Genomic DNA, 13,990 nt, shown 5'->3' on the forward strand with positions numbered 1-13,990 from the left:
GATGGGGGCATGGTCAACCCCGCCCGCGTCCTGGTCGTCGAGGACGACGACACGATCCGATCGGCCCTCGTCGCGGCGGTGGAGTCGCGCGGCTGGGTCGCGGCGGCCGTGCCCGACGGCGAGGGGCTCGAGCAGCTGCTCGGCACGTTCCGGCCCGATCTCGTCGTGCTCGACTGGATGCTCCCGGGACGCTCGGGGATCGAGCTGGCCCGGGTCGTGTCGGCGTCGGGCGACGCGGGCATGATCCTGCTGACGGCCCGCGACGGCGTCGACGACAAGCTGCGGGGCTTCGGCGTCGGCGTCGACGACTACCTGGCCAAGCCCTTCGTGATGGCCGAGCTCGTGGCCCGCATGACCGCGATCCTGCGTCGCCGCGGCCGGGCTCCCGGCGTCGTCGAGATCGGCGACCTGCTGCTCGACCTCGACGCCGGCGCCGTCGTGCGCGCCGGCGAGCCGGTGACCCTGACGGGCACCGAGCTGCGGCTCCTCGCGTTCCTCGCGGGGGAGCGGGGCCGCACGCTGTCGAAGACCCAGATCCTGACGCAGGTGTGGGGCTACGACAGCTACGACCCCAACCTCGTCGAGGTCCACGTCAGCTCGCTGCGGCGCAAGCTCGAGGAGCGGGGCGGACCGCGTCTCATCCAGACCGTCCGCGGCATCGGCTACGTCCTGAGGGCCGCGTGAGGACCTCGGTCCGGGAGCGGGTGCGCACGCGGTCGCTGCGCACCCGCACCGTCGCGTCGGTGCTGCTGGTGCTGACGGCCCTGCTGCTGGTGCTCGGGGTCGCGGTCGACACGGCGCTGGGGTCGCGGCTGCGCGGTGAGATCGAGCAGCGGCTGCAGGACCGGGTCGAGACCGCCCAGGCGCTGAGCGGCTCGGTCAGCGACGACGTGCTGGTGCGCCGGCTGTCGGGCCAGGGCGTCTCGGCCTACCTGCGCTCGGCGGACGGCGAGGTGCACACGTCGGGTCCGTCGCCGGAGGAGATCACCGCCCAGACCGATCCCGGCGCCGGTGCCGGCGCCGGTGCCGGTGCCGCCGGGCCGCCCCCGACCCGCGGCCGCGGCACGCCGGGCCCGCCCGATCCGACCGCCACCAGCGGCCGCATCGTCGAGATGGGCTCGGTGCTGACGCTCGACGCCGAGCTGACCGACGGCTCGATCGTCCGGGTCGCGGCCGACTCCAGCCAGGTCGAGGCGACCCTGGCGCAGCTGCGCACGGTGCTCGTGACGGCGTCGGCGGCGGCCCTGCTGCTCGCCGCGGCGGTGCTCACCGTCGTCGTGAGGCGGTCGCTGTCGCCCCTCGACGACATGACGCGCGTGGCCCGCTCGATCACGTCCGGCGACCGCGGACGCCGTCTGCGCCCCGATCGTCCCCGGACCGACATCGGGCGCACCGCCTCGGCCTTCGACGAGATGCTCGACGAGGTCGAGGGGGCCGAGCAGTCGGCCCTGCAGGCCGAGCAGCGGCTCCGCGACTTCCTGTCGGACGCCGCGCACGAGCTGCGCACCCCCGTGACCGGCATGCAGGCCGCCGCCGAGAGCCTGCTCCGCAACCAGACGTCGCGGGCCGACCGGGAGATGCTGGCCGTCCAGGTCGTCCGCGAGGCGCGGCACGCCGCGCGGCTCGTCGACGACATGCTGCTGATGTCGCGTGTCGACCAGGGCCTCGACCTCGTGCGCGAGCCGCTCGACCTCGTCGCCGCGGCACGGTCGGCGGCCTCGCGGCCCCTGCCGCTCGGCGGGACGGTCGTCGACGTCACGGGCGACGAGGCGTGGGTGTCGGCCGACGCCGACCGGGTCGCGCAGGTGCTCGGCAACCTGCTCGCCAACGCGTCGCGGGTCGCGGAGCACGTCCGCGTCGACGTCCGCACCGACGGACCGCAGGTCGTCCTCGAGGTCACCGACGACGGTCCGGGCGTCCCGCCCGCCGACCGCGAGCGCATCTTCGAGCGCATGGTGCGCCTCGACGAGGGGCGCGACCGTCACGCCGGCGGGGTCGGCCTCGGCCTGCCGGTGGCCCGCGGCATCGCCGAGGCGCACGGCGGACGGCTGACGTGCGAGGACTCGCCCGTGGGCGCCCGCTTCCGGCTGACCCTCCCGGCGACGTCCGGGAGCCGTCGCGCGCCAGCAGGTGCATTCGGCGTCAAATCGCTCGCATGAGAGACTGAAGGGACGCTTTGACGGCCGACCACGGCCGCAACGGGTCACATCGACCCCCCACCGAGATCATGCAGGAGTCACCCACGTGAAAAGCACCACCGAGACACTGAGCCCGACACGGGTCAAGCTCACCATCGAGGTGCCGTTCGAGGAGTTCAAGCCCAGTCTTGACGCCGCCTACAAGACCATCGGCTCGCAGATCACGATCCCCGGCTTCCGCAAGGGCAAGGTCCCCGCGGCGATCGTCGACCAGCGCGTCGGCCGCGGCCCGGTCCTCGACGAGGCCATCAACGCCGCCCTGCCCGGCTGGTACAGCCAGGCCCTGCAGGACACCAACCTCCAGCCGCTGAGCCAGCCCGAGATCGACCTGTCGAAGTTCGAGGACGGCGAGCCGATCGAGATCACCGCCGAGCTCGACGTGCGTCCCGAGCTCACGATCCCCGACATCTCCACGATCGAGGTCACGGTCGAGGACGCCGAGGTCTCCGACGACGACGTCACCGAGCAGCTGACGGCCCTGCAGGAGCGCTTCGCGACGTTCGCCGAGGTCGACCGCGCCGTCGCCGAGGGCGACTTCCTGACGATCGACCTGTCGGCCGCGCAGAACGGCGAGGAGATCCCCGAGGCGCAGGCCGCCGGCATGCCGTACACGGTCGGCAAGGCGACGATGCTCGACGGTCTCGACGAGGCCGTCATCGGCCTGTCGGCCGGCGAGACCAAGACCTTCACGACGCAGCTGGTCGGCGGCGAGCTCGCGGGCCAGGACGTCGACGTCACCGTCACGGTCAAGGACGTCAAGGAGCAGCAGCTGCCCGAGCTCGACGAGGAGTTCGCCCAGACCGCGTCGGAGTTCGACACGATCGACGAGCTCAAGGCCGACCTGACCGACCGCGTCACGCGCGGCAAGCGCATGGAGCAGGCCAACGAGGCGCGCGACCTCGTCCTCGACGAGATCGTCAGCAAGATCGACGCCCCGCTGCCCGAGAGCCTCGTCACCGAGGAGCTCACGAGCCGTCGCCAGCAGATCGAGCAGCAGCTCGCGATGGCCGGCGTGCCGTTCCAGCAGTACCTCGACGACGAGGAGCAGACCGTCGACGAGTTCGAGGCCGAGCTCGAGAAGCGCGTCCGCGACTCGCTGGTCGCCCAGTTCGTGCTCGACCAGATCGTGGCCGACCAGGAGTTCGGCATCGACGACAACGAGCTGTCGCAGCACATCATGCGCCGCGCCCAGCAGTCGGGCGAGGACCCGAACTCGTACATCCAGCACATCATGGAGCACAACCACGTGCCCGAGATGGTCAGCGAGGTGCTGCGCGGCAAGGCCCTGGCCTCGCTGGTCGAGGGCGCCAAGGTCAGCGACAAGTCCGGCAACGTCATCGACCTGGCGCGCCTGCAGGCCGACGGCACCTTCGCCGACGAGTCCGACGCCGACGAGTCCGACGCCGACCAGGCTGACGACGACGCCGACGCCGCCGAGGGCGACGACACCAAGTAGTCCGTCCGGTCCGGCCGGGGTGATGCATCCCTCCCCTCAGGGAGGTTCACATCCCGGCCGGATACCGGCAGTATGGGAAACATGCCCGCCGAACCCGCACGCACCACGGACGTCGCGGCGCTGGCTCTGGACTACGGCGACCGACTGATCGTCGGGACGGCCCGCGACCTGCACCAGGCCGTCTCCTCGCGCGTGTTCCGCGCGACGCGCCTCGTGGGCGGGCGCGTCCCCGAGTCTCTGCACGACGCCGTCGTGACCTCGGTCTACGGCGCGATCTCCGGCACGCTGCGCGTCACGAGCGGCTCGGTCCGAGCGATGGCCTCGCGCGGGGTCGGACGTCCGATCGAGTCGGGCCCCCGCGGACGCCTGGTCGTCGCGGCGATCAACGGCCTGATCGGCGACGAGCTGCGCATGCTCGACGACCCGCAGGCCATCACGATGGCCATCCGCGTCGAGGGTGCCGACGTCCCGGCGACCGGCTGGCCGCTCACCGAGGCGTTCCGCGACGCGACGAGCCACCCCGTGATCTTCCTGCACGGTCTGTGCGAGAACGACGAGTCGTGGTCGAACGGCCGCCGCACGATCGGCACGACCTACGCCGAGCGCATCGCCGCCGAGACCGACGGCACGCCGGTCATGGTCCGCTACAACACGGGCCTGCACATCTCCGAGAACGGCAAGCACCTCGACGCCCTCGTGCAGCAGCTCGTGGAGCACTGGCCGGTCGACGTCACCCGCATCACGCTGGTGGGTCACTCGATGGGCGGCCTCGTGGCCCGCGCGGCCACCAACCACGCGACCGCCGCGGGCCAGACGTGGCAGCACCTCGTCCGCGACGTCATCTGCCTTGGCACCCCTCACGCGGGCGCCAACCTCGAGAAGGTCGCGCACCTGGGGTCGCGGCTCCTGCGCTTCTGGCCCGAGTCGACGCCGTTCGGCACGATCCTCGACGCCCGCTCGGCCGGCATCGTCGACCTGCGCCACGGCTACATCACGCGCGACGAGTGGGAGGGACAGGACCTGACGGGGCAGTGGGGTCTCGACCGCATCGCCGCCGCCCCGCTGCCGCACGCCGAGTACCACTTCGTCGCGGCGACGCTCGGGGCGTCGCAGAAGCACCCGCTCAGCTCGGTGCTGGGCGACCTGCTGGTGCACTTCTCGTCCGCCACGGGGGTCGGACGCACCGGGCCGATCGTCGAGGGGGCCCGTTTCGAGTACCTGCCGAGCGCCCACCACTTCGCGCTGCTCAACCACCCGCAGATCGGCGACTGGATCGTCGAGTGGATCACCGCCCGCACCCGCGACCCGCGTGCGATCGAGGCCTCGCGCAGGGCCTGACAGCCGTCCGCCCGATGGGTAGGCTCAGCCCACCCCAGCGCCAGGAGCAACCGTGCCGAACCAGCCGCTCATCCAGCACAGCATCGAGATCGCCGCGCCACCCGCGGCGGTGTGGGCCATCGTGTCCGACCTGCGCCGCATGGGGGAGTGGAGCCCCCAGTGCGTCCGCATGGCGGTGCTCGGGCGCGAGGTCGGGGTCGGCACGCGCACGGTCAACCTGAACCGGCAGGGCTGGAAGCGATGGCCCACGACGGCACGTGTCGTGGTGTTCGAGCCGGAGCAGACCCTCGCGTTCCGCATCCCCGCCAACCGGTCGGTCTGGACGTACGAGCTCGAGCCCACCGCGACCGGCACGCTCCTGACCGAGAGCCGCCGCGCCCCGGCGGGCATCTCGCGGGTGTCGAACGTCCTGGTCGGGGTGGGGCTGGGCGGCACCGCGCCGTTCGAGTCGTCCCTGTCGGACGGCATCAGGCACACGCTCGGACGCATCAAGGCCGCGGCGGAGGCCGCCTGATGGCCGGTCAGCCGCCGCTCGAGGCGTCGATCGAGATCCCCGTGCCGCCGGCCGGGGTGTGGGCCGTGCTGTCCGACCTGCGGTCGATGAGCCGTCGCAGTCCCGAGCTGGTCGGCACGCTCATGGTGGGTGCGCCGCGCGTGGGCCGGCGCGCGCTGCACCTGAACCGCCGGCGGGCCGTGGTGTGGCCCACGGCGAGCCGCATCACCCGTTGGAAGGACCCGGCCCACGACGGCGGGCGGGGGGCGCTGGCGTTCCACGTCTGGCCCACCGACGTCGAGTGGTCGTACGAGCTCGTGCCGACGGCCGACGGCAGCGGCACGATCGTGACGGAGCGGCGCAGTGCCCTGCCGAGCCCGTCGCTGCTCGTGCGCCTGACGGCCCGCTACGCGATGGGCGGCGCCGACCAGCACGACACCGAGCTGCTCGACGGCATGCACCGCACCCTCGAGGCCCTCGCCGCCGACACCCGCAGCTGAGGAGGGGGTTGTCGCCCCCCGGCGAGGGGGTCGTGGCCCCTGCCTGGGGCGCTGCGCCTCTCCTCGAGGGGCGGCAACCCCCTCGTCGGCAGGGGGCAGCGGTCGACGCAGGGTCAGCGGTCGACGAGGGTGAGCTCGAACGCGTAGAGGTCGGGACGGTAGGCGTGGCGGCCGTACTCGACGGCGCGGCCCGCGTTGTCGTAGGCGGTGCGCTGCATCGTCAGCAGGGGAGCGCCCTTGCGCTCGCCCAGCAGCCGCGCCTCGTCGACCGACGCACCCCGTGCGCCGATGCGCTGCCGGGCCACCCGCATCACGATGCCGGACGCCCGCAGGTGCGCGTACAGGCCCGTCTCCGACAGGTCGATCGCGTCGAGGTCGACGACGTCGACGGGGAGGTAGTTGTGCATGTGCGCGAGGGGCTGGCGATCGACGAACCGCAGCCGCTCGAGCGACCAGACGTCCGCGCCCTTGGTGAGCTGCAGCTCGCGGGCGACGTCCTCGTCGGCCTCGACCCGACCGACCGCGATGACCTCGGTGCGGGGCTTCTGACCCGCCGCGCTGAGGTCGTCGTGCAGGCTCGTCAGCTCGACCGACCGGCGGATCTTGCCGTGGACGACCTGCGTGCCGACGCCGCGCTTGCGCACCAGCATGCCCTTGTCGACGAGCACCTGGATGGCCTGGCGCATCGTCGGGCGCGACAGCCCGAGGCGCTGGGCGAGGGCCACCTCGTTGTCGATGCGCTCGCCGGGGGCGATCGTGCCCTCGAGGATCGCGCGCTCGAACTGCTCGGCGACCTGGAAGTACAGGGGCACGGGGCTGGATCGGTCGAGGGTGAACGCGGGCCCGGGCATGCGGACAATCTATCGGGTTTGTCCCGTATGTCCATATGTCATGACAAACGCTTGACACGCTCTGTGTCGTGAGACACACTCGGGTGACCGACTTTGTCACGACAAACAGCTCACCACACAGAAACCGAGGATCCCGTGTCGACGACCCTTGAGCCCCAGGGCCAGACCCCCCTCCGCATCGCCGGCGCCCCCATCTCGTGGGGTGTGTGCGAAGTCCCGGGCTGGGGCTACCAGATGCCCGCCGACCGCGTCCTCACCGAGATGCAGTCGCTCGGCCTCGGCGCGACGGAGTTCGGTCCCGACGGCTTCCTGCCCGAGGACCCGGCCGAGAAGGCCGCGTTCCTGGAGGGCTACGGGCTGCAGGCCGTCGGCGGCTTCCTGCCCGTCGTGCTGCACGACCCGTCGCACGACCCCATGGTCGACGTCGACCCGTTCATCGACGCGTGCCTGGCCTCCGGCGCCGGCGTCGTCGTGCTGGCCGCGTCGACGGGCCTCGACGGCTACGACGCTCGTCCCGTCCTCGACGAGCTGCAGTGGAAGACCCTGCTCGCCAACCTCGACCGCATCGCCGACCACGCGCAGTCGCGCGGCGTCGTCGCCGCGATCCACCCGCACATCGGCACGCTCGTCGAGAACGCCGACGACGTCCAGCGCGTCCTCGACGGCTCGCACGTCGGCCTGTGCGTCGACACAGGTCACCTCGCCGCCGCGGGCGCCGACCCGGTCGCGATCACGCTCGCGAACCTCGACCGCGTCAAGCACGTCCACCTCAAGGACGTCGACGCCGCCGCCGCAGCCACGGTCGTCTCGGGCGAGGTCGCCTTCGCCGACGCCGTCGCCGCCGGCATGTGGCAGGTGCTGGGCCAGGGCGACGTCGACATCCGCGCCATGATCGACGCGTTGCGCAGCCACGGCTACGACGGCTGGTACGTCCTGGAGCAGGACGTCATGTTCAAGGACGGCGCGCCCGAGGGCGACGGACCCGTCTCCGACGTACGCTCGTGCCTCGACTTCGTGAAGGATGCACTGGCGTGACTGACGGCCACCACGAGCTCATCACGATGGGACGCGTCGGCGTCGACATCTACCCCGAGCAGATCGGCGTCGGCCTCGAGGAGGTCTCGTCGTTCGGCAAGTTCCTCGGCGGCAGCGCGACCAACGTCGCGGTCGCCGCGGCCCGTCTGGGTCACCGCTCGGCCGTCGTGACCCGCACGGGCGACGACCCGTTCGGACGCTTCATCCACCAGGCGCTGCAGGGCTTCGGGGTCGACGACCAGTACGTCACGTCGGTGCCCGGCGTGCCGACGCCGGTCGTGTTCTGCGAGATCTTCCCGCCGGACGACTTCCCGCTGTACTTCTACCGCGGCCCGAAGGCGCCCGACCTCCACATCAGCGCCGACGACCTCGACTACGACGCGATCCGCGCGGCCGACATCTTCTGGGTGACCGTGACGGGGCTGTCGCAGGAGCCCAGCCGCGAGGCGCACCTCGCCGCGCTCGAGGCCCGCAAGGGTCACGGCACGACGGTCATCGACCTCGACTACCGCCCGATGTTCTGGGAGTCGCCCGAGGCGGCGACCGCCGAGATCGCCAAGGCGCTGCCCTACGCGACCGTCGCGGTCGGGAACAAGGAGGAGTGCCAGGTCGCGATCGGCGAGACCGAGCCCCACGCGGCCGCCACGGCGCTGCAGGACGCGGGCATCGAGCTCGCGATCGTCAAGCAGGGCCCGCTCGGGGTCCTGGGCGTGCGCGGCGACGAGTCGGTCGTCGTGCCGCCGGTGCCCGTCGACGTCGTCAACGGCCTCGGCGCCGGAGACGCCTTCGGCGGCGCGCTGGTGCACGGCCTGCTGACCGGGGCCAGCCTCACCGACACCCTCGCCGGCGCCAACGCGGCCGGCTCGTTCGTCGCGGGACAGCTGTCCTGCGCCGACGCCATGCCCACCGTGGCCCAGCTCGAGACCTATCTCCAGGAGAACGGCCGATGACCGCACCCACCACCGTGACCGCCGCCGACGTGCAGGCGATCACCACGACGCGTGCCACCGACCCGGGCCGCATCGCGCGCCTCTGGGCCGAGCGCCGTCAGCCCGCGAACGGGCTGGTCGGGCAGAACCCCGACGGACGGCTCATGCTGATCGCCGCCGACCACCCGGCCCGCGGCGCGCTGCGGGCGGGCGACGACGCCCTGGCGATGGGCGACCGGTCCGACCTGCTCGACCGCATGGTCCGCGCCCTGTCGCGTCCCGGCGTGGACGGCGTGCTCGGCACCGCCGACGTCATCGAGGACCTGCTGCTGCTCGGAGCGCTCGACGACAAGGTCGTCATCGGCTCGATGAACCGCGGCGGGCTCGCGGGTACGGTCTTCGAGATGGACGACCGCTACACCGGCCACGACGCCGCGACGATCGAGGCGTTCGGCTTCCAGGGCGGCAAGATGCTGTTCCGCATCGACCCCGACGACGCGTCGACGGTGCACACCATGGAGGCCACCGCGAACGCCGTGTCCGACCTGGCGTCACGCGGTCTGATGGCGATGGTCGAGCCCTTCATCTCCGGACGTGGCGACGACGGCAAGGTCCGCAACGACCTGTCGACGGCGGCCGTCATCCGCTCGGCGACGGTCGCGGCCGGCCTCGCGCCGACGAGCGCGTACACGTGGCTCAAGCTGCCGGTCGTCGACGACATGGACGCCGTCCTGGCCGCCACGACCCTGCCGGTGCTGCTGCTCGGCGGCGAGGTCTCGGCCGACCAGGGCGCGCAGCTCGCGACGTGGTCGAAGGCGCTGGCCAACCCCGTCGTGCGCGGCATGATCGTCGGCCGCAGCCTCCTGTTCCCGCCGACCGGCACCGTCGAGGAAGCCGTCGACGCGACCGTGGGGCTGATGCACCGATGACCGACGACGTCCTGCGATCGGGCGAGGCGGCCAACGGCCCGTTCTCGCTCGAGATCACCCCGGCGGTCGCGGGCTGGGAGTTCAGCGGCCTGCGGGTCCTCGAGCTCGCCGCCGGCCGCTCCGAGCAGCTCGACACCGGCGACTCCGAGGTCATGGTGCTGTCGCTGGGCGGCTCCGCCGACGTGACCGTCGACGACCACGCCTTCTCGCTCGAGGGACGCCACAGCGTCTTCGCCGGGCCCAGCGACGTCGTCTACGCACCCCGCGACGCCTCGCTGACGATCGCGAGCGCCGACGGCGGACGCTTCGCCCTGGCCTCCGCGGTGTGCCACGAGCGTCTGGAGCCGGCGTACCTGCCGAAGGGCGACGTGCCGGTCGAGATGCGCGGAGCGGGCCAGTCGAGCCGCCAGGTCAACAACTTCGGCGTGCCCGGGGTGCTCGACGCCGTCAACATCATCGCGTGCGAGGTGCTGACCCCCGGCGGCAACTGGTCGTCGTNCGAGGTCGCCGACGGCCCGAACGGTCCCGGCATCGGGTTCCAGCGCGTCTACGGCCACGAGGGCGCCGACATCGACGTCTCGGCCGAGGTGCGCTCCGGCGACGCCGTCCTGATCCCGCACGGCTGGCACGGGCCGTCGATCGCCGCCCCCGGGTACGACCTGTACTACCTCAACGTCATGGCCGGTCCCGGCGACGAGCGGGCCTGGCTCATCTGCGACGATCCGGCGCACACCTGGATCCGCGACACCTGGGCCGACCAGTCCGTCGACCCCCGCCTGCCCTTCACGGCAGAGTCCTTCGGAGGAGAAGCATGACCGTCCTGACCGTCGCCCAGGCGACCGTCCGCTTCCTCGAGGCCCAGCACACCGAGCGTGACGGCGTCGAGACGCCGTTCTTCGCCGGCTGCTGGGGCATCTTCGGCCACGGCAACGTCGCCGGCGTGGGCCAGGCGCTGCTCGAGCGCGAGCAGTCCGGCGACCCGAGCCACCTGCGCTTCTTCCACGGCCGCAACGAGCAGGCCATGGTGCACGCCGCGGTGGCGTACGCCCGTCAGCGCGACCGCCTCGCCGCGATGGCCGTGACGGCGTCGGTCGGCCCCGGTGCGACCAACATGGTCACGGGTGCCGCGCTGGCCACGATCAACCGGCTGCCCGTGCTGCTGCTGCCCGGCGACACGTTCGCGACCCGCGTCGCGAGCCCCGTGCTGCAGGAGCTCGAGAACGTCCAGCAGGGCGACATCTCGGTCAACGACATCTTCCGTCCGGTCTCGGTGCACTTCGACCGCATCGACCGCCCCGAGCAGCTCGCCTCGGCGCTGCTGCACGCGACCCGCATCCTGACCGACCCGGCCGAGACCGGCGCCGTCACGCTGGCGCTGCCGCAGGACGTCCAGGCCGAGTCGTACGACTTCCCCGACGAGCTGTTCGCCAAGCGGGTGTGGCACGTCGCGCGCACCGTCCCGCAGCCCGCGGCCCTGGCCCGCGCGGTCGAGGCCATCCGTTCGGCCCGCCGCCCGCTGGTCGTCGCCGGCGGCGGCGTCACGTACTCGCAGGCCAACGACGCCCTGAGGGCGTTCGTCGAGGCCACGGGCATCCCGGTGGGGGAGTCGCAGGCCGGCAAGGGCGCGCTCCCGTACGACCACCCGCAGTCGGTCGGCGCGATCGGGGCCACCGGCACGACGGCCGCCAACGCGCTGGCCGAGGAGGCGGACGTCGTGATCGGCGTCGGCACCCGCTACAGCGACTTCACGACGGCCTCGCGCACCGTGTTCCAGGACGCGGGCGTGCGGTTCGTGAACCTGAACGTCTCGGCGTTCGACACCCACAAGCACTCCGCCGTCGGCCTGGTCGCCGACGCCCGCGAGGGCCTCACGGCCCTGACGGACGCGCTCGACGGCTGGCGCGCCGACGAGGCGTACACGGCCCGGGCCACCGAGCTCGCGGCCGCGTGGGACGCGACGGTCGAGCGGGCCTACACCGGCGAGGGCGCCCCCGCGGTCGCCGACGGGCTCGCGATCCAGTCGCAGGTCATCGGTGCGGTCAACGAGCTGTCCGACCCGCGCGACGTCGTCCTGTGCGCCGCCGGCTCGATGCCCGGCGACCTGCACAAGCTGTGGCGCACCCGTGATCGCAAGGGCTACCACGTCGAGTACGGCTTCTCGTGCATGGGATACGAGATCGCCGGCGGCCTCGGGGTCAAGCTCGCGGCGCTCGACCAGGAGCACGCCGAGGGCGCCGCGGCGCGCGACGTCTTCGTGATGGTCGGCGACGGCAGCTACCTCATGATGAACACCGAGATCGTCACGGCCGTCGCCGAGGGCGTCAAGGTCATCATCGTGCTGGTGCAGAACCACGGCTACGCCTCGATCGGCGCGCTGTCGCAGTCATTGGGCTCCCAGCGGTTCGGCACGGCGTACCGTTACCGCACCGAGACGGGGCTCGACGGCGGCACGCTGCCGGTCGACCTCGCGGCCAACGCGGCCAGCCTCGGCGCCGACGTCCTGCAGGTGGCGGGCATCGACGACTTCCGGGCCGCGGTGCTCACGGCCAAGGAGTCGACCCGCACGACCGTCATCCACGTCGACACCGATCCGCTGGTGCCGGCGCCCGACAGCCCCGCCTGGTGGGACGTCCCGGTCTCCGAGGTGTCCGTCCTCGAGTCGACGCAGCAGGCCCGCCGCGTCTACGAGGACCACAAGTCCCGCCAGCGTCCCTACCTGACACCCGCCTCCGACACGAAGGACCACTCATGACGCAGTACGACCACTACCTGGACGGCGCGCCGTTCCAGGGCGAGAGCGACCGCTTCGGCGACGTGTTCGACCCCGCGCGCGGCGTCGCGAAGTCGCAGGTGCGGCTCGCGACGACCGGCGACGTCGACGCCGTGGTGGCGTCGTCGCTGAAGGCGTTCCAGACCTGGAGCGAGACGTCGGTGACGGCGCGCTCGCGCATCATGTTCGACTTCCGCCAGCTGCTGGTCGAGCACGAGGACGAGCTCGCGGCGATCATCAGCTCCGAGCACGGCAAGACGATCGACGACGCCAAGGGCGAGGTCGTCCGCGGCCGCGAGGTCGTCGAGTTCGCGGCGGGCATCCCGCAGCTGCTCAAGGGCGAGTACTCCGACAGCGTCTCGGGCAGCGTCGACTCGCACACGTTCCGTCAGCCGATCGGCGTCGTCGCGGGCATCACGCCCTTCAACTTCCCGATCATGGTGCCGCTGTGGATGCACCCCGTCGCGATCGCGACGGGCAACACGTTCATCCTCAAGCCGTCCGAGCGCGTCCCCGGCGCGTCCGACCTCGTCGCCCGCCTCTACACGAAGGCCGGTCTGCCCGACGGCGTGTTCAACGTCGTGCACGGCGACAAGGTCGCGGTCGACGCGATCCTCGAGCACCGCGACATCGCGGGCGTCTCGTTCGTCGGCTCCACGCCGATCGCCAAGTACGTCCACGAGAACGCGACCCGCACCGGCAAGCGCGTCCAGGCCCTCGGCGGCGCCAAGAACCACGCCGTCGTGATGCCCGACGCGAACCTGGACTTCGCCGCCGACCACATCGTGGCCGCGGGCTACGGCTCGGCCGGTCAGCGCTGCATGGCGATCTCGGCCGTCGTCGCGGTCGGCCCCGTCGCCGACACGCTGGTCGAGAAGATCCGCGAGCGCTCAACCGACCTGAAGGTCAGCGTGGGCACCGACCCCGACGCCGAGATGGGTCCCGTCGTGACCAAGGCGTCGCGCGACCGCATCGTCGACTACATCGGCCAGGGCGAGGCGGCCGGCGCGACGGTCGTCGTCGACGGCCGCGACCTGGTCGTCGACGAGTACGAGGAGGGCTTCTTCGTGGGCCCCTCGCTGCTCGACCAGGTCACCCCTGACATGTCGGTCTACACCGACGAGATCTTCGGACCCGTGCTCACCGTGCTGCGGGTTCCGACGCTGGATGCCGCGATCGAGCTCATCAACTCGAACCCGTACGGCAACGGCACAGCGGTGTTCACTTCCTCGGGTGAGGTGGCACGGACTTTCCAGCGGAAGGTCCATGTGGGCATGATCGGCATCAACGTGCCGGTCCCGGTCCCCATGGCGTTCCACTCCTTCGGAGGCTGGAAGGACTCACTCTTCGGCGACCACCACATCCATGGTCCCGAAGGTGTGAGGTTCTACACGCAGGCGAAGGTCGTCACCACCAGGTGGCCCCACGTCAGCGAGGAATCGCTCGCTCAGCTCAACTTCCCGACGGCTCACTAGCCCTGCCCTCACCGGC

The 13,990-nt window shown here is 72.0% G+C and carries 13 protein-coding genes and 1 pseudogene; 13 read left to right on the forward strand and 1 reads right to left on the reverse strand.

Annotation, left to right across the window (positions count from 1 at the left end; all coding sequences use genetic code 11):
• The first annotated feature begins 9 nt into the window (after positions 1 to 9).
• The 6 genes from ASD10_RS16655 to ASD10_RS16680 all read left to right on the forward strand — a co-directional run bounded on the left by ASD10_RS16655 (position 10) and on the right by ASD10_RS16680 (position 5,985).
• A complete protein-coding gene (locus ASD10_RS16655; RefSeq protein ID WP_056611527.1) occupies positions 10 to 684 on the forward strand; it encodes a response regulator transcription factor in 675 nt (224 codons plus the stop codon).
• Entirely contained in the window at positions 681 to 2,159 is a 1,479-nt protein-coding gene (locus ASD10_RS16660; RefSeq protein WP_056611530.1) for a HAMP domain-containing sensor histidine kinase, read from the forward strand. Before ASD10_RS16655 ends, ASD10_RS16660 begins: the two co-directional genes overlap by 4 nt.
• 85 nt (positions 2,160 to 2,244) lie before the next feature.
• On the forward strand, positions 2,245 to 3,654 hold the full coding sequence (gene tig, locus ASD10_RS16665; protein ID WP_056611531.1) for a trigger factor: 1,410 nt from the start codon (positions 2,245 to 2,247) through the stop codon (positions 3,652 to 3,654).
• 81 nt (positions 3,655 to 3,735) lie between these two features.
• Positions 3,736 to 4,992 carry a triacylglycerol lipase gene (locus tag ASD10_RS16670; RefSeq protein WP_056611535.1) on the forward strand — a complete coding sequence of 419 codons (1,257 nt, stop codon included), beginning with the start codon at positions 3,736 to 3,738 and terminating at the stop codon, positions 4,990 to 4,992.
• Between the two features lie 52 nt (positions 4,993 to 5,044).
• The gene (locus tag ASD10_RS16675; RefSeq protein ID WP_056611538.1) at positions 5,045 to 5,506 is read left to right on the forward strand and encodes an SRPBCC family protein; all 462 of its coding nucleotides are present in this window, start codon (positions 5,045 to 5,047) and stop codon (positions 5,504 to 5,506) included.
• The gene (locus ASD10_RS16680; RefSeq protein WP_056611542.1) at positions 5,506 to 5,985 is read left to right on the forward strand and encodes an SRPBCC family protein; all 480 of its coding nucleotides are present in this window, start codon (positions 5,506 to 5,508) and stop codon (positions 5,983 to 5,985) included. Before ASD10_RS16675 ends, ASD10_RS16680 begins: the two co-directional genes overlap by 1 nt.
• A 113-nt stretch (positions 5,986 to 6,098) precedes the next feature.
• On the opposite strand, the gene ASD10_RS16685 is transcribed toward ASD10_RS16680, so the two are convergent.
• Positions 6,099 to 6,836, reverse strand: a complete 738-nt coding sequence (locus tag ASD10_RS16685) for a GntR family transcriptional regulator (RefSeq protein WP_056611545.1) — start codon at positions 6,834 to 6,836, stop codon at positions 6,099 to 6,101.
• 135 nt (positions 6,837 to 6,971) lie between these two features.
• Here ASD10_RS16685 and ASD10_RS16690 point away from each other — a divergent pair, with 135 nt between their 5' ends.
• The 7 genes and pseudogenes from ASD10_RS16690 (at position 6,972) to ASD10_RS16715 (ending at position 13,974) form a co-directional block, all read left to right on the forward strand.
• Positions 6,972 to 7,871: a TIM barrel protein gene (locus tag ASD10_RS16690; protein ID WP_056611549.1), complete on the forward strand. Its 900-nt coding sequence runs from the start codon at positions 6,972 to 6,974 to the stop codon at positions 7,869 to 7,871.
• 26 nt (positions 7,872 to 7,897) lie between these two features.
• On the forward strand, positions 7,898 to 8,821 hold the full coding sequence (iolC, locus tag ASD10_RS16695) for a 5-dehydro-2-deoxygluconokinase (RefSeq protein ID WP_056611834.1): 924 nt from the start codon (positions 7,898 to 7,900) through the stop codon (positions 8,819 to 8,821).
• Complete coding sequence (locus tag ASD10_RS16700) at positions 8,818 to 9,729, forward strand: hypothetical protein (protein WP_056611552.1); 912 nt, start codon at positions 8,818 to 8,820, stop codon at positions 9,727 to 9,729. The genes iolC and ASD10_RS16700 overlap by 4 nt, the downstream gene beginning before the upstream one ends.
• Positions 9,726 to 10,227 (forward strand): 5-deoxy-glucuronate isomerase (locus ASD10_RS19405; RefSeq protein WP_235502092.1); only part of this gene is annotated, 502 nt, incomplete at its 3' end. The genes ASD10_RS16700 and ASD10_RS19405, both read left to right, overlap by 4 nt.
• A 1-nt stretch (position 10,228) precedes the next feature.
• A pseudogene (locus tag ASD10_RS19410) lies at positions 10,229 to 10,544 on the forward strand (5-deoxy-glucuronate isomerase); the annotation flags it as partial.
• Entirely contained in the window at positions 10,541 to 12,481 is a 1,941-nt protein-coding gene (gene iolD, locus ASD10_RS16710; RefSeq protein ID WP_056611559.1) for a 3D-(3,5/4)-trihydroxycyclohexane-1,2-dione acylhydrolase (decyclizing), read from the forward strand. The pseudogene ASD10_RS19410 and the gene iolD, both read left to right, overlap by 4 nt.
• A complete protein-coding gene (locus ASD10_RS16715; RefSeq protein ID WP_056611562.1) occupies positions 12,478 to 13,974 on the forward strand; it encodes a CoA-acylating methylmalonate-semialdehyde dehydrogenase in 1,497 nt (498 codons plus the stop codon). The genes iolD and ASD10_RS16715 overlap by 4 nt, the downstream gene beginning before the upstream one ends.
• Positions 13,975 to 13,990 lie beyond the last annotated feature (16 nt).

Source organism: Aeromicrobium sp. Root472D3 (genome assembly GCF_001426485.1).
GTDB lineage: Bacteria > Actinomycetota > Actinomycetes > Propionibacteriales > Nocardioidaceae > Aeromicrobium.